Genomic DNA, 19,174 nt, shown 5'->3' on the forward strand with positions numbered 1-19,174 from the left:
AGTTATTCCTCGATTTCATTCAGGTTGCGCCCCGCCAGAGCGGCTTTCACCGTCGAGTCCAGGCGGCGGGCAGCAAAGGCATCAGTCACTTGCGACAGACGCTTGGTCTGCTGCTCGATGGCGAAACCATCGGTGCCTTTCATCAGTTCGGTCAGTTCCTGCACTTGCATCTCGATGACCATGCGCTCGTCGGCGTCGAGCAGACGCTCGCCATCAACCTCGAGGGCGCCCTGCACCGCTTCGATCAGGCGCTGGGCATCGACTTGCTGCTCACGCAATACACGAGCGACTTTGTCGTCGTTGGCGTGCTGGAACGAATCTTTCAGCATCTTGGCGATTTCGCCGTCGGTCAGGCCGTAGGACGGCTTGACCTGAATACTGGCTTCGACGCCCGAGCCCAACTCACGCGCCGCAACGCTGAGCAGACCATCGGCATCGACCTGGAAGGTCACGCGAATCTTCGCCGCGCCAGCCACCATCGCCGGAATGCCGCGCAATTCGAAGCGCGCCAGGGAACGGCAATCGCTGATCAACTCACGCTCGCCCTGCAAGACGTGAATCGCCATGGCCGACTGGCCATCTTTGTATGTGGTGAAGTCCTGGGCGCGGGCGACGGGGATGGTGGTGTTGCGCGGAATCACCTTCTCCATCAGGCCGCCCATGGTTTCCAGCCCCAGGGACAATGGAATCACGTCGAGCAGCAGCAGCTCGCCGCCATCGCGCTTGTTGCCAGCCAAGGTATCGGCCTGGATCGCGGCACCAATGGCCACCACTTGATCCGGATCGATTTCGGTCAACGGCTGACGACCAAAGGCTTCAGCGACGGCGTCGCGAACGCGAGGTACGCGAGTAGAGCCGCCGACCATGACCACAGCGTGCACTTCTTCCAGCTCGATGCCGGAGTCACGCACTGCACGGCGACAGGCTTTCAGGCTGCGGGCAACCATCGGCTCGATCAGCGCATCGAAGGCTTCGCGGGTCAACTGGGCTTTCCAGTCGCCGTAAGCGACTTCAACAGTTGCGACCGTGGTCAGGGCTTCTTTGGCCGCACACGCGGTTTGCAGCAGATGGCGTTGCGCGCCCGGATCGAGGTCGGCGGACAAACCGGCGCGCTCAATGATCCAGCCAGCGATCGCGTGATCGAAGTCGTCGCCGCCCAAGGCGCTATCGCCACCAGTGGCCAACACTTCAAACACGCCGCCAGTCAGGCGCAGAATCGAAATATCGAATGTACCGCCGCCCAAGTCATAAATAGCGACCAGGCCTTCAGCATGCTGATCCAGACCATAAGCCACCGCAGCAGCGGTCGGCTCATTGAGCAAACGCAGCACGTTAAGACCAGCCAGCTTGGCCGCGTCCTTGGTGGCTTGACGCTGAGCATCATCGAAATAGGCCGGAACGGTGATCACCGCGCCCACCAGCTCACCGCCCAACGTCGACTCGGCGCGCTGACGCAGCACCTTGAGGATTTCGGCAGAGACTTCGACCGGACTTTTCGGACCTTGCACGGTGTCGATGAACGGCATGTGCGATTCGCCACCGACAAAGCGGTATGGCAATTGATCGCCCAATTGCTTGACGTCGGACAGACCACGACCCATCAAGCGCTTGACCGACAGCACGGTATTCAAGGGATCGGTAGCGGCAGCCAGTTTGGCGGATTCGCCAACTTCGACGCGGTCGGCGTGATAGCGCACGGCAGACGGCAGGATGACCTGCCCGTCAGCGTCGGCCAGAGGTTCGGAAAGACCACTGCGCAATGCAGCGACCAGCGAATTGGTAGTGCCCAAGTCGATCCCCACAGCCAGACGACGCTGGTGCGGTTGAGGACTTTGGCCGGGTTCGGCGATCTGCAGTAGGGCCATCGTAATCAGGACTTATCTGTATATCAGGCGTGCGACCGGAGCGGCACTGGGTTAATCGTCGAGGCGCTCTTCTAACTGGCGCACTTCGTAGGTGAGCTTGTCGAGGAACTGCATACGCCGCATCAGGCGTTCGGCCTGCTCACGTTGCGCTGCATCATCCCAACAAGCTGCGAAGCTTTCGTTCAGTTCATCCTGTGCAACCTTCAAGCGGCGCTTGAACACGGCAATGCCGGCCAGGTCGGCGCTGTCTTGCAGGTCTTCGAGCTCTTCGCGCCATTGCATCTGTTGCAGAAGAAACTCCGGATCATGCACCGTGACCTCCAGCGGCAACTCGCGACCACCCATGGCGAGCAGATAACGCGCGCGTTTCGGGGGGCTTTTGAGCGTCTGGTAAGCCTCGTTGAGGTTCGCGGATTGCTCGAGCGCCAGCCGCTGCTCGCGCTCGGGAGCGTCGGCAAAGCGGTCCGGATGAACACCGCGCGCCAACTCACGATAGCGCGTGGCCAACTGTTCGAGATCCAGACGGAAGCTCGGCTGCAGTTCAAATAAAGCGTAATGACAAGGAATACCCACGCGCAGCCTCAGATGTTGAAGCTTTCGCCGCAGCCACATTCACCGCGTACGTTGGGATTGTTGAACTTGAAGCCTTCGTTCAACCCTTCCTTGACGAAATCGAGCTCGGTGCCGTCCAGGTATGCCAGGCTTTTCGGGTCGATGATCACTTTCTCGCCGTGACTTTCGAACACCTGATCCTCTGCAACCACCTCGTCGACGAACTCCAGCACGTAGGCAAGGCCGGAACAGCCTGTGGTGCGAACACCCAGACGAATCCCTTCACCTTTGCCGCGCCCGTTGAGGGAGCGTCGCACGTGTTGAGCTGCCGCTTCTGTCATGCTGATAGCCATCGGTGACTCCTTACTCGTCGCCAATACTTGAAAGTCAGATCAAGCCTTTCTTCTGCTTGTAGTCGCGAACGGCCGCTTTGATAGCGTCTTCAGCAAGTACGGAGCAGTGAATTTTCACTGGCGGCAGGGCCAGTTCTTCAGCCAGCTGAGTGTTCTTGATGGTCTCTGCTTCATCCAGAGTCTTGCCTTTCATCCACTCGGTGGCCAGGGAGCTGGACGCGATAGCGGAACCGCAACCATAGGTCTTGAACTTGGCGTCTTCGATGATGCCTTGCTCGTTAACCTTGATCTGCAGACGCATCACGTCGCCGCACGCCGGAGCGCCGACCATGCCAGTGCCGACATCCGGGTCTTCCGCGTCCATCTTGCCGACGTTGCGCGGGTTCTCGTAGTGGTCGATGACCTTTTCGCTGTAAGCCATGATTCTTAATCCTCACTCATCAGAGAGTCGCTCTTGAGCCCTGCACACTTAAGTATTGCAGGGCCGGTTTGCGGCGACTTGAAATCAGTGTGCCGCCCACTCGATTTTCGAAATGTCGACACCGTCTTTGTACATGTCCCACAGCGGCGACAAAGTGCGCAGCTTGGTAACGGCCTCGCAGACTTTCTGCGCGGCGTAGTCGATTTCTTCTTCGGTGGTGAAACGGCCGAAGGTGAAGCGAATCGAGCTGTGTGCCAGTTCGTCGTTGCGGCCCAGGGCGCGCAGTACGTACGAAGGCTCAAGGGAGGCCGAGGTGCAGGCCGAACCGGACGAAACCGCCAGATCCTTGAGGGCCATGATCAGCGACTCGCCTTCAACGTAGTTGAAGCTCAGGTTCAGGTTGTGCGGTACGCGGGCGGTCATGCTGCCGTTGATGTACAGCTCTTCCAGGCCTTCGACCTGCTTGAAGAAGCGGTCGCTCAGGGCTTTGATGCGCACGTTCTCGGCAGCCATGTCTTCCTTGGCTACACGGAAGGCTTCACCCATGCCGACGATCTGGTGAGTCGCCAGGGTGCCGGAACGCATGCCACGTTCGTGACCGCCGCCATGCATGGTCGCTTCGATGCGAACACGCGGCTTGCGGCTGACGTACAGCGCGCCGATGCCTTTAGGGCCGTAGGTTTTGTGGGCAGAGAACGACATCATGTCGACTTTCAGCTTCGACAGGTCGATATCAACCTTGCCGGTGGACTGAGCCGCGTCAACGTGGAACAGAATGCCCTTGGAGCGGGTCAGTTCGCCGATGGCTGCGATGTCGTTGATGGTGCCGATTTCGTTGTTCACGTGCATGACCGAAACCAGGATGGTGTCGTCACGCAGTGCTGCTTCGATCATTGCAGGCGTTACCAGACCATCAGTCTGAGGCTCGAGGTAGGTCACTTCGAAGCCTTCACGCTCCAGTTGGCGCATGGTGTCGAGGACAGCCTTGTGCTCAATCTTGGTGGTGATCAGGTGTTTGCCTTTGGTCGCATAGAAATGCGCCGCACCCTTGATTGCCAGGTTGTCGGATTCGGTGGCACCAGAGGTCCAGACGATTTCACGCGGGTCGGCGTTGACCAGGTCTGCGACCTGACGACGGGCGTTTTCGACGGACTCTTCAGCTTTCCAGCCGAACACATGGGAACGGGACGCCGGGTTACCGAAGTTTCCGTCGACCAGCAGGCATTCACTCATCTTTTGCGCGACACGCGGATCAACCGGGGTGGTCGCAGAGTAATCAAGGTAAATCGGCAATTTCATGGACTATCTCCTAAATCAGGCTGGCTGGCGTGCCGCTTGCTCTTTGGCTGTCATTCGACGGCGGACGCTTCAATCTTGTCCAGGCGTGGCGCCTTGCCATTGCAACGGCGCTGATCCTGACGCTGGGCTACTTCTTGCACCTCACGGCGAGTTACAAGGTCAGCCAAGCTGATACCGCTCAGAAATTCGTGAATCTGCAGGCTCAGATCGCACCACAAGTGGTGGGTCAGACAGGTATCGCCGGAATGGCAATCACCTTGGCCCTGGCATTTGGTTGCATCGACCGATTCGTTTACCGCATCGATCACTTGGGCGACCTGGATGCCCTGCATGTCGCGGGACAGTTGGTAGCCACCGCCCGGACCACGAACACTGGAGACCAGATTGCTACGACGCAATTTGGCGAAAAGCTGTTCAAGGTAGGACAGGGAGATGCCTTGGCGCTCGGAGATATCGGCCAGGGACACCGGCCCGTGCTGCGCATGCAACGCCAGGTCAAGCATGGCGGTCACGGCGTATCGGCCTTTTGTAGTCAGTCTCATGGACAATTACCACGGAGTTCGGAATGGGGCGAGTATGCAATTCCCGAGTATTTAAGTCAACTATAAGACCTAGTACTTTAGTCAGGTTTACCCGCAAAAGAGCGCGCGCATCATATCAGGGTCTGCAGCCTAATGGCACACCGGTCAGCGCCGTGCCATTGCCTGATCGCGACCTTCGGCAACTCCTACACAGGCATCAGCCGGCCTTGGTTTCGTCTTTGCCTTTTACGCAGGCGAAGTCTTCTTCACGCAGCTCAGGCAAATCCTTGGCGCAGTAATTACTGCCCAGATCCTTCAAGGCACCGCACATCCCCTCCAGACGACCATCGACCGCCTGCAGGTGATCCAGCAACTGACCAATGGCACGCGCCACCGGGTCCGGCATGTCTTCACCGACGCCATAAGCATCGAAGCCGATCTTCTCGGCCATTGCCTTGCGCTTGGCATCTTGCTCTTCATCGGACTTGACGATGATCCGCCCTGGAATCCCGACGACCGTCGCACCCGGCGGAACAGCCTTGGTCACCACTGCATTGGAACCGACCTTGGCCCCGGCGCCGACCGTGAATGGCCCGAGCACCTTGGCGCCCGCCCCCACCACAACCCCGTCTTCGAGGGTCGGGTGACGCTTGCCCTTGTTCCAACTGGTGCCACCGAGGGTCACACCCTGATAAAGGGTGACGTCGTTGCCGATTTCGGCGGTCTCACCGATGACAATGCCCATGCCATGGTCAATAAAGAAACGACGGCCGACCTTGGCGCCCGGATGAATCTCAATCCCGGTCAACCATCGGCCAAAATTCGAGACCAGACGCGCCAGCCACTTCCAGCCCATGCCCCATAGGGCTGACGACAGGCGATGAATCCAGATGGCATGCATGCCGGGGTAGCAAGTCAGGACTTCAAAAGCGTTACGCGCTGCCGGATCACGGTGGAAAACACTCTGGATATCTTCACGCAAACGCTCAAACATTTTTCAATCCTTCCGCTTAAGAAGCTCACCACGGGCCGCTTTCTGGGTTTCCGTGAGGATGCCACGCAATATATTCATTTCCGCCCGGCTGACCGAGCTTCGTCCGTACAACCGACGCAGGCGCGCCATCAAGTGTCGCGGCTTTTCCGGATCGAGAAATTCAATGGCCACCAGGGTTTGCTCCAGGTGCTCATAGAATCGCTCCAGCTCATCCATGGTCGCCAGTTCACCACTCTTGGTGGACGCCACTTCATCCTTCTCGACCTTGCTCGGCTGGCCCGCGGCTGCGAGCCAGGACATGCGCACTTCATAACTCAACACCTGCACCGCCGCCCCAAGGTTCAGCGAGCTGAACTCAGGGTCTGATGGGATGTGCACGTGATAATGACATCGCTGCAGCTCTTCATTGGTCAGGCCGGAATCTTCACGACCAAAGACCAAGGCAATCTCGGCACCCTGCGCAGCCTCCTCGACCACTTTCACACCGCATTCGCGGGGATCGAGCAGCGGCCAGGGAATGCGGCGGTCACGAGCACTGGTGCCGAGCACCAGATTGCAACCGACCAAGGCATCTTCCAAGGTGGCGACGACTTGCGCGTTTTCAAGGATGTCACCGGCACCGGAGGCACGAGCATCGGCCTCGTGATGCGGGAACAACCGCGGTTCGACCAGCACCAGCCGCGACAGGCCCATGTTCTTCATGGCACGCGCAGCCCCGCCGATATTGCCGGGATGGCTGGTATTGACCAGGACGACACGAATGTTTTGCAGCACGGGAGGCGATCTCGAACACTAAATTAGGGAGCCGAATCTTACAGCTCAACCTACCGTTAAGCTATGAAAGCGAACACCGACCTTCACCTGTAGAAACTTTCTGATAGAATGCCCGGCTTTCTTTAACAACCTTAGGTGACACATCCATGCAGCCCATGCTGAATATCGCGCTGCGCGCCGCCCGCAGCGCCAGTGAATTGATCTTCCGCTCCATCGAGCGCCTGGATACCATCAAGGTCGACGAAAAAGACGCCAAGGATTACGTATCCGAGGTGGATCGCGCCGCCGAACAGAAAATCATCGACGCGCTGCGCAAGGCCTACCCTACCCACGGCATTCTCGGTGAAGAAACCGGTATGCACCCAGGTAGCGGCGAAGGCGAAGAATACCTGTGGATCATCGATCCGCTGGACGGCACCACCAACTTCCTGCGCGGCATTCCTCACTTCGCTGTCAGCATCGCCTGCAAATACCGCGGTCGCCTGGAACACGCTGTTGTTCTGGACCCGGTTCGCCAGGAAGAATTCACTGCTAGCCGTGGTCGCGGCGCTCAACTGAACGGTCGTCGCCTGCGCGTCAGCGGTCGCACCAGCCTCGACGGCGCCCTGCTGGGTACCGGCTTCCCGTTCCGTGACGACCAGATGGACAACCTCGACAACTACCTGGGCATGTTCCGCGCCCTGGTTGGCCAGACCGCCGGCATCCGTCGCGCCGGCTCGGCTAGCCTGGACCTGGCCTACGTGGCTGCCGGTCGTTTCGACGCGTTCTGGGAGTCGGGCTTGTCCGAGTGGGACATGGCTGCAGGCGCCCTGCTGATCCAGGAAGCCGGCGGTTTGGTGAGCGACTTCACCGGCGGTCACGACTTCCTTGAAAAAGGCCACGTCGTTGCTGGCAACACCAAATGCTTCAAAGCAGTTCTGACGGCCATCCAGCCGCACTTGCCGGCTTCGCTGAAACGCTAAGCGAGCGCCACAAAAAAGCACCCTTCGGGGTGCTTTTTTTATGCCTGAAATTTTACAAAACCTTCCTGTAGGAGCTGCCGAAGGCTGCGATCTTTTGATCTTTGTTTTTCAAAAGCCAATATCAAAAGATCGCAACCTTCGGCAGCTCCTACACGGGAATCGGGTTTTTTGCAGGCACAAAAAGCACCCCGCAGGGTGCTTTTTTCCAAACGATCGACCTGTTACTGGCCCGGTTCGTTCTGCGACAAAACCAGCTTGCCTTCTTTATCGACCGGAATCTGGTTACCCGGATCGCGATCCATCCGCACTTTGCCTTCCTTGCCGTCCAGCGAGTAACGGACGTCGTAGCCGACAACCTTGTCGCTGATGTCGTTCACCGTATTACACCGAGTTTGCGTCGTGGTGTAGGTATCACGGTTCTGCATGCCTTCCTGAACCTTGTTACCGGCATATCCGCCGCCAACAGCGCCCGCAACGGTGGCAAGCTTCTTGCCATTACCGCCACCAACCATATTGCCCAACAGACCACCACCGACCGCACCGAGCACTGTGCCCATGATCTGATGCTGATCCTTGACTGGCGCTTGCCGAGTCACTGCAACGTCCTTGCACACTTCACGTGGAGTCTTGATCTGTGTCTTGACCGGCTCAACCGCCAGAACTTGCGCATACTCAGGGCCGCTTTTTACCAGGCTGTAGGTGGCAACAGCACCCCCGGCAGTCACACCGACAGCACCCAATACCGCACCAACCAGTAACGACTTGTTCACATGAACCTCCTGACCATCACATGCGGGTCATTGCCCGCGCTTCTCCCAGCCTTGGAGCATAAAAAAAGGCGCGAGTTCAACTCGCGCCTTTTTTGGCTAATAGCTGGAAAAACGATGGCCGTTATGGACGGTCGTCGATTTCCTTTTCGGTAGCCGCAGGAGGAATCAAATCCTCGCTGTTCAGGTTCAGCCAGATCAGCACCACGTTCGCGATGTAGATCGACGAGTAGGTACCTGCCAGAACACCGATGAACAGGGCAATGGAGAAGCCGAACAGGTTGTCGCCACCGAAGAACAACAGCGCCGAGATCGCCAGCAAGGTGGAGATCGACGTCGCCATGGTCCGCAGCAGGGTTTGCGTGGTCGAGATGTTGATGTTCTCGATCAGGCTCGCCTTGCGCAGCACCCGGAAGTTCTCACGAACCCGGTCGAATACCACGATGGTGTCGTTGAGCGAGTACCCGATAATCGCCAGCACCGCCGCCAGGACCGTCAAATCGAAGGTGATCTGGAAGAACGACAGGATACCGACGGTCACGATCACGTCGTGGATCAGCGAAACAATGGCGCCGACCGCGAACTTCCACTGAAAGCGGAAAGCCAGGTAGATCAGGATGCCGCCCAGCGCCATCAGCATGCCGAGGCCGCCCTGGTCGCGCAGCTCTTCACCTACCTGCGGGCCGACGAACTCGACACGCTTGACCTCGGCCGGGTTATCGCCGCCGACCTTTTTCAAGGCATCGGCCACCTGGTGACCCAGTTGCGGGTCTTCACCCGGCATACGCACGAGTAGATCGGTGGTCGCACCAAAGCTCTGAACGATGGCTTCGTGGTAACCCGCCGAAGTCAGTTGCTCACGCACCTTGGTGACATCGGCTGGATGCTCGTAGGTCAGCTCAATGAGCGTACCACCGGTGAAATCCAGCCCCCAGTTCATGCCCTTGTGGACGACGCTGAAAATGGCCAGCGCCGTAAGGAACAATGTGACGCCGAACGCGAAGTTGCGAACGCCCATGAAGTTGATTGTACGTAACATGGCAGCCCCTTAAATCCACAACTTCTTGAAGTCCCGACCGCCGAAGATCAGGTTGACCATCGCGCGGGTCACCATGATGGCCGTGAACATCGAGGTAAAGATCCCGAGGGACATGGTCACTGCGAAGCCTTTGACGGGACCGGTGCCCATCGCAAAGAGAATCCCGCCGACCAACAATGTTGTCAGGTTGGCGTCGAGAATCGCGGTGAATGCCCGGCCGAAGCCTTCGTTGATTGCCCGTTGTACCGTCATGCCTGCCGCGATCTCTTCACGAATACGCGAGAAAATCAGTACGTTGGCGTCGACCGCCATACCCATGGTCAGCACGATACCGGCGATACCCGGCAGGGTCAGCGTTGCACCCAGCAGCGACATCAAGGCCAGCAGCAGCACCATGTTCACGCCCAGAGCGACGGTGGCGATGATGCCGAAGAAACGGTAGATGGCGATGATGAACAGCGAGACAAACAGCATGCCCCACAGCGATGCATCGATACCCTTGGTGATGTTGTCAGCACCCAGGCTCGGGCCAATGGTGCGCTCTTCAGCGAAGTACATTGGTGCAGCCAGACCACCGGCACGCAACAGCAGCGCCAGTTCGGACGACTCGCCCTGACCGTTCAGGCCAGTAATACGGAACTGAGCACCCAGTGGCGACTGGATGGTCGCCAGGCTGATGATCTTCTTCTCTTCTTTGAACGTTTGAACCGCGACGTCTTTCTCGACACCATCAACCAATTGCTTGGTGTAGGTGGTGACAGGACGCTGTTCGATGAAGATCACCGCCATGCTGCGACCGACGTTGCTGCGAGTCGCACGACTCATCAGCTCGCCACCATGACCATCCAGACGGATGTTCACTTCTGGCGTGCCGTGCTCGCCGAAGCCAGCCTTGGCGTCAGTTACCTGGTCACCGGTGATGATCAGGCCACGCTCGATCTGTGCCGGCGGACGCTTGCCTTCACGGAACTCGAAGGTTTCGGAAGTGGCTTTCGAAGCACCTGGCTCAGCAGCCAGACGAAACTCGAGGTTGGCCGTCTTGCCGAGGATACGCTTGGCTTCTGCGGTGTCCTGCACGCCCGGCAGCTCAACCACGATGCGGTTGGCACCCTGACGCTGAACAATCGGTTCGGCAACACCCAGTTCGTTGACGCGGTTACGTACCGTGGTCAAGTTCTGCTTGATGGAGTATTCACGGATTTCCGCCAGCTTGGCCGGGGTCATCGCCAGACGCAGCACCGGTTGACCATTGAGGTCAGCCGGAACAATGTCGAAATCGTTGAAGCTCTTGCGGACCAGCGCACGGGCCTGTTCGCGGGTTGCTTCATCAGTGAAGCCCAGCTGAATGGCACCATTGAGTTGCGGCAGGCTGCGATAGCGCAGTTTCTCTTTACGCAACAGGCTCTTGACGTCGCCTTCGTAGACTTTCAGGCGGGCGTCGAGGGCTTTGTCCATGTCCACTTCCAGCAGGAAGTGCACACCACCGGACAAGTCCAGACCCAGCTTCATCGGGTGCGCACCGAGGCTGCGCAGCCATTGCGGGGTGGTTTGTGCCAGGTTCAGTGCAACGACGTAGTCATCACCCAATGCCTTGCGCACTACGTCTTTGGCCGGCAGCTGGTCTTCAGCCTTGGTCAGACGGATCAGGCCGCCCTTGCCGTTCGCCGACAGCGTGGCTGCCTTGACGTTGATCCCGGACTCTTTGAGCGCAGTGCTCACACGGTCCAGATCAGCCTGATTGACCAACAGTGCAGTACTTGCACCGCTGACCTGAATGGCCGGGTCATCAGGATAAAGATTGGGAGCGGAATAAATCAGACCGACCGCCAGCACCGCCAGGATCAGAATGTATTTCCACAGAGGGTATTTGTTCAGCATCACGCCGCCCGCTTATGACGCGGGGCGCCTTGCGCGCCCCGTCGATTGAGTAGAAGTTGGAACTTAGATCGCTTTGAGCGTGCCTTTTGGCAGCGTGGCGGCGATGGCGCCTTTCTGGAACTTCATTTCCACGGTGTCGGAAACTTCCAGAACCACGAAATCATCAGCCACTTTAGTGATCTTGCCGGCGATACCACCGGTGGTCACAACTTCGTCGCCTTTTTGCAGGCTACCCAGCAGGTTCTTCTGCTCTTTGGCGCGCTTGGCCTGTGGACGCCAGATCATCAGGTAGAAGATGACCAGGAAGCCGACCAGGAAAATCCACTCAAAGCCGCCGCCCATTGGGCCTGCAGCTGCGGGTGCAGCACCATCGGCCATGGCATTAGAGATAAAAAAGCTCATTTAGCACTCCAGTTGCAAATGTTGAATCTTGGGGTCAGAAAACTCAGTCCAAAGGCGGAACAGGTAGCCCGCGTTTGGCGTAGAAGGCATCGACAAAGGCGGCCAATGTACCCTGTTGAATAGCCTCGCGCAAACCAGCCATAAGCACCTGGTAATGGCGCAAATTGTGGATGGTATTCAACATGCTACCCAGCATTTCGCCGCACTTGTCCAGATGGTGCAGATAAGCACGGGAGAAGTTCTGGCAGGTGTAGCAATCGCAGGTCGGATCCAGCGGCGTATCATCATGGCGATGGAACGCGTTACGGATCTTCAGCACGCCTGTATCAATGAACAGATGCCCATTGCGGGCATTACGGGTTGGCATCACGCAATCGAACATGTCCACACCGCGGCGCACACCCTCAACCAGATCTTCCGGTTTGCCAACGCCCATAAGGTAACGAGGTTTGTCAGCCGGCATCATGCCCGGCAGGTAATCCAGCACCTTGATCATTTCGTGCTTGGGCTCGCCCACCGACAGGCCGCCAATGGCCAGGCCATCAAAGCCGATCTTGTCGAGGCCTTCCAGGGAGCGCATGCGCAGGTCCTGGTGCATGCCGCCCTGAACGATGCCGAACAGCGCCGCCGTGTTGTCGCCATGGGCGTTTTTCGAACGCTGGGCCCAGCGCAGCGAGAGCTCCATGGACACACGGGCAACGTCTTCGTCAGCCGGGTACGGGGTGCATTCGTCGAAAATCATCACGATGTCAGAGCCCAGGTCACGCTGGACCTGCATCGACTCTTCCGGGCCCATGAACACTTTGGCGCCATCAACCGGAGAGGCGAAGGTCACGCCCTCCTCCTTGATCTTGCGCATCGCGCCCAGGCTGAACACCTGAAAACCGCCGGAGTCTGTAAGAATCGGGCCTTTCCACTGCATGAAATCGTGCAGGTCGCCGTGCTTCTTGATCACTTCGGTGCCAGGACGCAGCCACAAGTGGAAGGTGTTGCCCAGAATGATTTCCGCGCCGGTGGCGGTGATATCCCGCGGCAACATGCCCTTCACGGTGCCATACGTGCCCACCGGCATGAAAGCCGGGGTCTCGACGGTACCGCGCGGGAAGGTCAAACGACCGCGACGAGCCTTGCCGTCAGTGGCCAGCAGTTCAAACGACATACGACTCATACAGTTTCCTCAGGGCCCGATTCTTTAGGGGCAGTCGGCGCAGGATTACGGGTGATAAACATCGCATCACCGTAGCTGAAAAAGCGGTAACCATGCTCCACCGCTGCTTTATAGGCAGCCATGGCTTCGGGATAACCGGCGAACGCCGAAACCAGCATCAACAGCGTGGATTCAGGCAAATGGAAGTTGGTGACCAGAGCATCGACCACATGAAACGGCCGGCCCGGGTAGATAAAGATGTCAGTGTCGCCACTGAACGGCTTGAGCACGCCATCGCGGGCGGCGCTTTCCAGGGAACGCACGCTGGTGGTCCCCACCGCCACCACCCGACCACCGCGAGCACGGCAGGCAGCGACGGCATCCACCACGTCCTGGCCGACTTCCAGCCATTCGCTATGCATGTGGTGGTCTTCAAGCTTCTCAACGCGCACAGGCTGGAACGTCCCCGCACCGACGTGCAAGGTCACGAACGCCGTCTCGACGCCCTTGGCGGCAATCGCATCCAGCAACGGCTGATCGAAATGCAGCCCCGCCGTCGGCGCCGCCACTGCGCCGAGGCGCTCGGCGTACACGGTCTGATAACGCTCGCGGTCCGAACCTTCGTCCGGGCGATCTATATAAGGAGGCAGCGGCATGTGCCCGACACGATCAAGCAGCGGCAACACCTCTTCGGTGAAGCCCAACTCGAACAACGTATCGTGCCGCGCCAGCATTTCTGCCTCGCCGCCGCCGTCGATCAGGATCTTCGTACCGGGCTTGGGCGACTTGCTGGACCGCACATGGGCCAGCACGCGATGACTGTCGAGCACTCGCTCCACCAGAATTTCCAGCTTGCCGCCGGAAGCCTTCTGGCCAAACAGCCGCGCCGGAATCACCCGGGTATTGTTGAACACCATCAAATCGCCCGGACGCAAATGCTCGAGCAAATCAGTGAATTGACGGTGTGCCAGGGCGCCGCTGACCCCATCCAGGGTCAACAGGCGACTGTTGCGACGCTCGGCCAAAGGGTGGCGAGCGATCAGCGAATCAGGGAGTTCGAAAGTAAAGTCAGCAACGCGCATGATGGAGTTCGTCTAGCAGGGGCCGGGAGTCTAGCCGAAATAGTGAAAATTCTCTATGTACCTGATTGACCAACGGTAATCTCATCTCTATACTCCGCGGCCATTAAGCCCTGATGGCGGAATTGGTAGACGCGGCGGATTCAAAATCCGTTTTCGCAAGAAGTGGGAGTTCGAGTCTCCCTCGGGGCACCATATAGCAGTATCTGAAAGTCTCTACCAGACTCTCAGACCCAAAGAAACCGGCCACTTGGCCGGTTTTTTTGTGCCTGTCTGTTTAACGTTGTATCCCCTTATCCGCTGTATCCCCTTATCCGCTGTATCGCTGCTTGTATCCTGAGAAAACCCCGAACTTTGGACACAAGGATGAAGTGCGCACATATCAAGCGCCGTCCTCTCCCTGACACCACACTTGCGGGATTGAGGCAGAAATCAAAGGAATATAGGAAGCTGGACGGAAACGGCCTCTACTTCCAGGTTAAACCTGATGGTGGTAAATCCTGGCAGCTACGCTACAGACGTCCGGCGGGCAGTCGGGCTTGGATGGGGCTCGGGGGGGACCCGGAAGTAAGTGGTGCGTTGGCACGGGACAAAGCTGCCGATCTACGCAAAGTAGTGAGTAGCGGTGCCGACCCCCTTGCACAAAAGCAATCCGCGAAAGCTGCTATCGATGCGGTCAAGACCCAAACCTTTCGATCTGCCGCTGATGCCTGGATGAAGGCAAAAGCAAAGACACCGGCATGTTCGACACTCTCAACGGTTTAGAAGACGCGGCGGCACTGTCCGACGCGCTCAAAGCTAGCGTGGCGGACTACTACGGCACACCGATCACCGCGTTCCTCGCCGCCCTGTGCGGGCCAGGCAAGCATCACGGCTGGGCAGCGATCCTGCGCCGCACGCTGGAAGGCTTTATTGCCAAGTTGCTCCCTGCACAGGCACACCGTGCCGCTGCTCGCTTCGGCCTCGCCGCCGCAGCGGGCGAGCTGGCCACCGTAATGGGCATCACCGGCTGGCCGGACGGAACCGCCACTACTGCCGCTCGCGTTTGCTTGAACGCTTGGCTCAACGAGCGCGGCGGCGCCGGTAACTTCGAGGGCGATGCGATCTTGGCGCGGCTGCGGCAAGTCATAGAACGATTTGGCTAAAGCTGCTTCACCCGCAGGGAATCGGCGGCAGCGAAGGTCGACGAGCACGGCCTGCGCACCATCGACCGTCTCGGCTTTCGCAAGACGCTGGAGCACGGCATGGGGGACACCATGCACACCACCAACACCTATTACGTGCTGCCCGAAGCGTGGCGCTCCGAGATCTTCCGGGGCATGAACATCAACGCCGTGAACAAGGAACTGCTGCAGCGCGAAGTGCTGGAACCGGCCAGCGACGGCAAGGCATCGAGCTTGGTCCGGTTGCCCGGTCTGGGGCCGCAGCGCTGCTACATCGTAAAGACGATTCCGGGAACGGATGAGAGCGAGGCTCGCGCTGCCTGAGGGCACGTCTGCTGATCGAGGTAGCGCCGGCTTATTCCCGGCCTCGCCAGCCGCTCATTCAACCCAAACCTAATTTGAAGGAATAAGACAGATGAAAGAATTCCAAGCTTCTACCGAACAACATGAACTGCCGGCCAGCGAACTGGGGTGCAGCGAGACCATCTTACTTTCACTGCCGAATTCGGATAGCACTCACGCGGCCGCTAACTGCGAGAAGAAGCAACGGTTGATCGATGAGATCGACCAACTGACCACCCGCCGTGATAAATACCTGAGGGCGGCTGAAGAACAATACGCCGGGATTGCACCGTTGGAAGCATTACTGGAGGGCGACGAAGAATTAGACGCAGATCGTCTGCGTGAAGTCCGCAGTGAGTACAACACGCTGAAACTTCCCTACGACTCCAATAAGCACCATGCCTGGATTTTAGACACTCAGATCACTCGACGCGAGCAACTGCTCAATCACGAAACCTTGATGGCCGGTTACACCGAAGCGATGGCGAACTGGAAAGCCGACGAGCTAGAGCTCAACGAAAAACGAGATAGCCTCAGCACCCGTTTGAATCAGATTCAGCAACAAGCAGTAGAAGACCTGGCCAAGGCCCGGCAAGCCGAAACCGATGCAGCCACCGCCTACGCACAGGCAGTAGCTTGGGGCGACACTGAGGGCGAAAAGAACGCCAATACAGACGCGCAAAAGGCTGCGAAAAACCTTGGGGCTGCCATAGAGCACAATCGTCGGCAACACCTCATCATTGTCGCGCTGGAGCAGGAGCTTGCCATCGTCGACCAGCACATCGCCGAGGCGCAAAAGGAACACTTGGCCATCCAGAAAACCGCATTATTGCTGGCTGAAAAGGTATTGGAAGAGCAGTGGAACGAAAAAGCTCAAACACTGATGGATATGGGCGCCAAGCTGTGGGCAACCCAACGTTTGCTAGGTGACGATCAACTCAGTCTTAGAAGATTGGTGCTGCCTAAAGAAGGTGAAGGCTTCGACACGTGGGGTAGCCGTGAACTCGCTGACCGTTCATACAAGTTCACCGTTGAAGACATCCTTTCGCTGTAACGCACTGAGCCATCGGAAACAGCCTGCGGATGCGGGCTGCTTTTAACTCCATCGGGACGAAGACATGATCAACCATATCCAAAGCAGCGCGAGCTGGAGCGAAACCTTGAAAGCGCGTAAGGAGCACCTGACCGCGTTGCTAAAAATTCTCGATATCAAAATCGGAAAGACCACAAAGGTCCAGGTACTCACAATCGATTTGATCAAGAATGAAATGAGCTACGTGGAAAATAAATTGAAAGGCCGGTCGTAACGCTGAACTTGTCACCTTTCATCCTATTCAGATACATATCACAACGCACCTATCAGGAAGACCTAATGTCCAAACTTGCCGAATACCGCCAGCTTGAAAAACACTTAGCTGAACAGCTCCAGGCCTTGGAAGCACTGAAGGGCGATGCTGCTCTGAAGAAAGAGATAGAGTTCGAAACCAAGCTACGCGAGCTGCTCGATCATTACAGCTTCAGCCTCAAGCACATCATCAGTGTGCTTGATCCGGAGGGCAGCTCGCGTCGCCAGTCACTTCTTCAAACGGCCGGCAGTCGAAAGCCTCGCGAGCTTAAGACATACAAGAACCCGCACACCGGCGAAATGGTTCAAACCAAAGGCGGCAATCACAAAACGTTGAAAGAGTGGAAAACCAAGCACGGTGCCGACGAAGTGGAAAGCTGGTTGGCCAAATAACTTCGATGAAAAAAGGCCTCTAATGAGGCCTTTTTTCAATACCCATTCTTTCCTACACCTGCTAATTTTTTTGATTAAGATTTCGCCTGAAAAATATCAGAATCGCCACCATAGCAGGACACTCATTACATCAAACTCTAATCAATTTCTTTTTCAATTCACGCAGCACTTTATATCTAGCAAGCGGGTCCTGCGTAGACAGATACCTCTCTGCAGTAGCTGCAACTTCCGCATCTTCATACTCCTTCTCCCACCCAAACCGCCTTATTCTCCGATTCAAACGACAAGCACCAATAGTGAAATGCCCTTCATCAGTCAAATCAACGTAAAAGCCTTCAAATACATCTATGTGCTTATGGTAGGCATGAAAATGCGGTTGAACAATCCTGAAGGCTTTCTCGGAGCGAGGATATTGGCGTCGAGCCTTGCCACTCTTAACTGTGTCAGGGACCTCCGACATCACCTCTTGCTCACGTTTTATTTCGTTGCAATCTGCACATATGACGCACAGATTTTTAGGCTCGAACATAAACTCTCGGTAAAGTGATTTTGGGGCTATATGCTCAACGTGACAATTCAATGCCGACTTAAGCGAAACCACACCTCTGCAGTAGTAGCAAACGCCTTTTTGCACATCCCGGTAATGATTACGAATATGACAACGCACATCCTCGAGATCGGCATCCCCCCAATTAGCATGCGAAAATTCTGGATCCTTCAACTTGGTCTGTATCAAAGTCTGCATTTCGAGCGGAAAAATGACAGGCACAGTTATATCAGGCACAGTTATATCAGCCATATTTTATGGCCATCCCATCTAGCGCTTTGATAAGATCTACCAGGGGATCTTCCGGTCTCAATTCACCTTGCATCTTCTTCAATCTTTCAAATTCGAAACTACTTTGCTCATCAAACACTTTAGACCTAGAAACACGAGCAAATATATTCAAAGCGAGACGACTCAAGTACTCGTTCCTGAAACCCGGGGCCTTAAAGACCTCAGCCAGCTGAAAATCAATTGAACGATGAGCATACAGCTCAGCATCTTGAGCGAGACCACTTTCCATAGACATGATAAAGCAATTACCGTCCGGCAACTGCGCGACTATCTGGGGTGAGTGCGTAGCAATAATGAAATGGCAACCACGATAATGATTAAAAGTATAAAAAAGCAGCTCTATATATTTCTCTTGCCACTCCGGATGCAAACAGATTTCGGGCTCATCGATACAAATTACTGCATCGTCACATATCTGGCTACCGATACCGAGCAATGCCATTACTACAGATTGCTCCCCTGAGCTAGCCTCATGGAACTTAATGGGAGAAGAAAAACCGCTCTTGTAAAACATGACTTCTTTGAGCTGCAGCAAACCCGAACTTGCCAATACTGCAAGGTCATTTGGCTCTCCAAGAAGATCGCCTTCAAAATCCACCCCTTCGCTTGTAATACGTAACTCTATCTTAGGAGATCGCTTCGATAGCTTATACATCCTACCCAATATATGTATCAGACAATCCAGCTCATCGCGGGGCTTATTTTGCAACTGACGCAGCGCAATATTGGAGTCTGTAGGAAAGAATTTTGGCTGGTTTAACTTATTCTCAATAGTTCTCACCGGATCTGAAGAATCAATTAGCTCCTCCACAAAATTTCTGGAAGGATACTTCAAAATCACGTTCATTCTGTTCTGATAGCCGAGATACTCTAGAACAGAAACGATTGCATTAGCCTGTACAGCGCTGTTTGATGCGGCACCAATCAATGTAAAAATTATCTTTGACATATAGCCCATCCCTAGGCTCATCGTCGATAACCCACGAAGACCGAGATAGCTATATTGGCTACAGTAAGAATCTCTACGCAGCAAAGGAAAT

Annotated in this window: 21 protein-coding genes, 1 tRNA gene and 1 pseudogene; 7 read left to right on the forward strand and 16 right to left on the reverse strand. The window is 56.5% G+C overall.

Annotated elements, in window-relative coordinates; translation table 11 throughout:
* Nucleotides 1–2: 2 nt before the first annotated feature.
* The 8 genes from hscA to trmJ form a co-directional block, all read right to left on the reverse strand.
* Nucleotides 3–1,865 (reverse strand): Fe-S protein assembly chaperone HscA, encoded by a 1,863-nt coding sequence (hscA, locus tag JFT87_RS27260; RefSeq protein WP_201206456.1) that lies wholly within the window; start codon nucleotides 1,863–1,865, stop codon nucleotides 3–5.
* A 51-nt stretch (nucleotides 1,866–1,916) separates the two neighbouring features.
* On the reverse strand, nucleotides 1,917–2,438 hold the full coding sequence (gene hscB / locus JFT87_RS27265) for a co-chaperone HscB (protein WP_201206779.1): 522 nt from the start codon (nucleotides 2,436–2,438) through the stop codon (nucleotides 1,917–1,919).
* An 8-nt stretch (nucleotides 2,439–2,446) separates the two neighbouring features.
* Entirely contained in the window at nucleotides 2,447–2,770 is a 324-nt protein-coding gene (iscA, locus tag JFT87_RS27270; protein WP_007903589.1) for an iron-sulfur cluster assembly protein IscA, read from the reverse strand.
* A gap of 34 nt (nucleotides 2,771–2,804) precedes the next feature.
* Nucleotides 2,805–3,191, reverse strand: coding sequence for a Fe-S cluster assembly scaffold IscU (gene iscU, locus JFT87_RS27275; protein WP_003443374.1), 387 nt, complete (start codon nucleotides 3,189–3,191; stop codon nucleotides 2,805–2,807).
* Between the two features lie 84 nt (nucleotides 3,192–3,275).
* On the reverse strand, nucleotides 3,276–4,490 hold the full coding sequence (locus tag JFT87_RS27280; protein ID WP_059403380.1) for an IscS subfamily cysteine desulfurase: 1,215 nt from the start codon (nucleotides 4,488–4,490) through the stop codon (nucleotides 3,276–3,278).
* A 50-nt stretch (nucleotides 4,491–4,540) separates the two neighbouring features.
* Nucleotides 4,541–5,032, reverse strand: coding sequence for a Fe-S cluster assembly transcriptional regulator IscR (gene iscR / locus JFT87_RS27285; RefSeq protein WP_007956690.1), 492 nt, complete (start codon nucleotides 5,030–5,032; stop codon nucleotides 4,541–4,543).
* A gap of 196 nt (nucleotides 5,033–5,228) precedes the next feature.
* On the reverse strand, nucleotides 5,229–6,005 hold the full coding sequence (gene cysE / locus JFT87_RS27290) for a serine O-acetyltransferase (protein WP_149658082.1): 777 nt from the start codon (nucleotides 6,003–6,005) through the stop codon (nucleotides 5,229–5,231).
* Nucleotides 6,006–6,008: 3 nt separating this feature from the next.
* Nucleotides 6,009–6,779 (reverse strand): tRNA (cytosine(32)/uridine(32)-2'-O)-methyltransferase TrmJ, encoded by a 771-nt coding sequence (trmJ, locus tag JFT87_RS27295; RefSeq protein WP_201206458.1) that lies wholly within the window; start codon nucleotides 6,777–6,779, stop codon nucleotides 6,009–6,011.
* A gap of 146 nt (nucleotides 6,780–6,925) precedes the next feature.
* Here trmJ and suhB point away from each other — a divergent pair, with 146 nt between their 5' ends.
* On the forward strand, nucleotides 6,926–7,741 hold the full coding sequence (suhB, locus tag JFT87_RS27300; RefSeq protein ID WP_008147729.1) for a type III secretion system regulator SuhB: 816 nt from the start codon (nucleotides 6,926–6,928) through the stop codon (nucleotides 7,739–7,741).
* Between the two features lie 221 nt (nucleotides 7,742–7,962).
* Here the strand turns inward: suhB and JFT87_RS27305 are convergent, their stop codons facing one another.
* The 6 genes from JFT87_RS27305 to queA all read right to left on the reverse strand — a co-directional run bounded on the left by JFT87_RS27305 (nucleotide 7,963) and on the right by queA (nucleotide 14,056).
* A complete protein-coding gene (locus JFT87_RS27305) occupies nucleotides 7,963–8,511 on the reverse strand; it encodes a glycine zipper 2TM domain-containing protein (RefSeq protein WP_201206461.1) in 549 nt (182 codons plus the stop codon).
* A gap of 121 nt (nucleotides 8,512–8,632) precedes the next feature.
* The gene (gene secF, locus JFT87_RS27310; RefSeq protein ID WP_201206463.1) at nucleotides 8,633–9,547 is read right to left on the reverse strand and encodes a protein translocase subunit SecF; all 915 of its coding nucleotides are present in this window, start codon (nucleotides 9,545–9,547) and stop codon (nucleotides 8,633–8,635) included.
* A 9-nt stretch (nucleotides 9,548–9,556) separates the two neighbouring features.
* Nucleotides 9,557–11,425 carry a protein translocase subunit SecD gene (secD, locus tag JFT87_RS27315; RefSeq protein ID WP_201206465.1) on the reverse strand — a complete coding sequence of 623 codons (1,869 nt, stop codon included), beginning with the start codon at nucleotides 11,423–11,425 and terminating at the stop codon, nucleotides 9,557–9,559.
* Between the two features lie 63 nt (nucleotides 11,426–11,488).
* Nucleotides 11,489–11,827, reverse strand: a complete 339-nt coding sequence (gene yajC / locus JFT87_RS27320) for a preprotein translocase subunit YajC (protein WP_201193698.1) — start codon at nucleotides 11,825–11,827, stop codon at nucleotides 11,489–11,491.
* Between the two features lie 43 nt (nucleotides 11,828–11,870).
* Complete coding sequence (gene tgt / locus JFT87_RS27325) at nucleotides 11,871–12,986, reverse strand: tRNA guanosine(34) transglycosylase Tgt (protein WP_201206781.1); 1,116 nt, start codon at nucleotides 12,984–12,986, stop codon at nucleotides 11,871–11,873.
* A gap of 5 nt (nucleotides 12,987–12,991) precedes the next feature.
* Complete coding sequence (queA, locus tag JFT87_RS27330; RefSeq protein WP_201206467.1) at nucleotides 12,992–14,056, reverse strand: tRNA preQ1(34) S-adenosylmethionine ribosyltransferase-isomerase QueA; 1,065 nt, start codon at nucleotides 14,054–14,056, stop codon at nucleotides 12,992–12,994.
* Nucleotides 14,057–14,163: 107 nt separating this feature from the next.
* Here queA and JFT87_RS27335 point away from each other — a divergent pair.
* The 6 genes and pseudogenes from JFT87_RS27335 (at nucleotide 14,164) to JFT87_RS27360 (ending at nucleotide 17,296) form a co-directional block, all read left to right on the forward strand.
* Nucleotides 14,164–14,248 (forward strand) — tRNA-Leu (locus tag JFT87_RS27335).
* Between the two features lie 171 nt (nucleotides 14,249–14,419).
* A complete protein-coding gene (locus tag JFT87_RS27340) occupies nucleotides 14,420–14,818 on the forward strand; it encodes an Arm DNA-binding domain-containing protein (RefSeq protein ID WP_446739743.1) in 399 nt (132 codons plus the stop codon).
* Nucleotides 14,779–15,540, forward strand: a pseudogene (locus JFT87_RS28570) (DUF927 domain-containing protein); the annotation flags it as partial. The gene JFT87_RS27340 and the pseudogene JFT87_RS28570, both read left to right, overlap by 40 nt.
* Before the next feature lie 91 nt (nucleotides 15,541–15,631).
* On the forward strand, nucleotides 15,632–16,612 hold the full coding sequence (locus tag JFT87_RS27350) for a chromosome segregation protein SMC (protein WP_242487348.1): 981 nt from the start codon (nucleotides 15,632–15,634) through the stop codon (nucleotides 16,610–16,612).
* A 64-nt stretch (nucleotides 16,613–16,676) separates the two neighbouring features.
* Nucleotides 16,677–16,865: a hypothetical protein gene (locus JFT87_RS27355; RefSeq protein WP_201206469.1), complete on the forward strand. Its 189-nt coding sequence runs from the start codon at nucleotides 16,677–16,679 to the stop codon at nucleotides 16,863–16,865.
* A gap of 65 nt (nucleotides 16,866–16,930) precedes the next feature.
* On the forward strand, nucleotides 16,931–17,296 hold the full coding sequence (locus JFT87_RS27360; protein ID WP_201206471.1) for a histone-like nucleoid-structuring protein, MvaT/MvaU family: 366 nt from the start codon (nucleotides 16,931–16,933) through the stop codon (nucleotides 17,294–17,296).
* A 130-nt stretch (nucleotides 17,297–17,426) separates the two neighbouring features.
* Here the strand turns inward: JFT87_RS27360 and JFT87_RS27365 are convergent, their stop codons facing one another.
* Entirely contained in the window at nucleotides 17,427–18,095 is a 669-nt protein-coding gene (locus tag JFT87_RS27365) for an HNH endonuclease (protein ID WP_242487349.1), read from the reverse strand.
* Complete coding sequence (locus JFT87_RS27370; protein ID WP_201206473.1) at nucleotides 18,088–19,083, reverse strand: AAA family ATPase; 996 nt, start codon at nucleotides 19,081–19,083, stop codon at nucleotides 18,088–18,090. Before JFT87_RS27370 ends, JFT87_RS27365 begins: the two co-directional genes overlap by 8 nt.
* Between the last annotated feature and the right edge of the window lie 91 nt (nucleotides 19,084–19,174).

Origin of the sequence: Pseudomonas sp. TH15 (assembly GCF_016651105.1) — a bacterium.
In the GTDB taxonomy this organism is placed as follows: Bacteria; Pseudomonadota; Gammaproteobacteria; order Pseudomonadales; family Pseudomonadaceae; genus Aquipseudomonas.

Excerpts from the sequence above, each read along its gene's own strand:
- hscA (WP_201206456.1), bottom strand. The coding sequence starts at position 1,865 with ATGGCCCTACTGCAGATCGCCGAACCCGGCCAAAGTCCTCAACCGCAC.
- iscA (WP_007903589.1), bottom strand. The coding sequence starts at position 2,770 with ATGGCTATCAGCATGACAGAAGCGGCAGCTCAACACGTGCGACGCTCC.
- iscU (WP_003443374.1), bottom strand. The coding sequence starts at position 3,191 with ATGGCTTACAGCGAAAAGGTCATCGACCACTACGAGAACCCGCGCAAC.
- JFT87_RS27280 (WP_059403380.1), bottom strand. The coding sequence starts at position 4,490 with ATGAAATTGCCGATTTACCTTGATTACTCTGCGACCACCCCGGTTGAT.
- iscR (WP_007956690.1), bottom strand. The coding sequence starts at position 5,032 with ATGAGACTGACTACAAAAGGCCGATACGCCGTGACCGCCATGCTTGAC.
- cysE (WP_149658082.1), bottom strand. The coding sequence starts at position 6,005 with ATGTTTGAGCGTTTGCGTGAAGATATCCAGAGTGTTTTCCACCGTGAT.
- suhB (WP_008147729.1), top strand. The coding sequence starts at position 6,926 with ATGCAGCCCATGCTGAATATCGCGCTGCGCGCCGCCCGCAGCGCCAGT.
- secF (WP_201206463.1), bottom strand. The coding sequence starts at position 9,547 with ATGTTACGTACAATCAACTTCATGGGCGTTCGCAACTTCGCGTTCGGC.
- secD (WP_201206465.1), bottom strand. The coding sequence starts at position 11,425 with ATGCTGAACAAATACCCTCTGTGGAAATACATTCTGATCCTGGCGGTG.
- yajC (WP_201193698.1), bottom strand. The coding sequence starts at position 11,827 with ATGAGCTTTTTTATCTCTAATGCCATGGCCGATGGTGCTGCACCCGCA.
- tgt (WP_201206781.1), bottom strand. The coding sequence starts at position 12,986 with ATGTCGTTTGAACTGCTGGCCACTGACGGCAAGGCTCGTCGCGGTCGT.
- queA (WP_201206467.1), bottom strand. The coding sequence starts at position 14,056 with ATGCGCGTTGCTGACTTTACTTTCGAACTCCCTGATTCGCTGATCGCT.
- JFT87_RS27340 (WP_446739743.1), top strand. The coding sequence starts at position 14,420 with ATGAAGTGCGCACATATCAAGCGCCGTCCTCTCCCTGACACCACACTT.
- JFT87_RS27350 (WP_242487348.1), top strand. The coding sequence starts at position 15,632 with ATGAAAGAATTCCAAGCTTCTACCGAACAACATGAACTGCCGGCCAGC.
- JFT87_RS27355 (WP_201206469.1), top strand. The coding sequence starts at position 16,677 with ATGATCAACCATATCCAAAGCAGCGCGAGCTGGAGCGAAACCTTGAAA.
- JFT87_RS27360 (WP_201206471.1), top strand. The coding sequence starts at position 16,931 with ATGTCCAAACTTGCCGAATACCGCCAGCTTGAAAAACACTTAGCTGAA.
- JFT87_RS27365 (WP_242487349.1), bottom strand. The coding sequence starts at position 18,095 with ATGGCTGATATAACTGTGCCTGATATAACTGTGCCTGTCATTTTTCCG.
- JFT87_RS27370 (WP_201206473.1), bottom strand. The coding sequence starts at position 19,083 with ATGTCAAAGATAATTTTTACATTGATTGGTGCCGCATCAAACAGCGCT.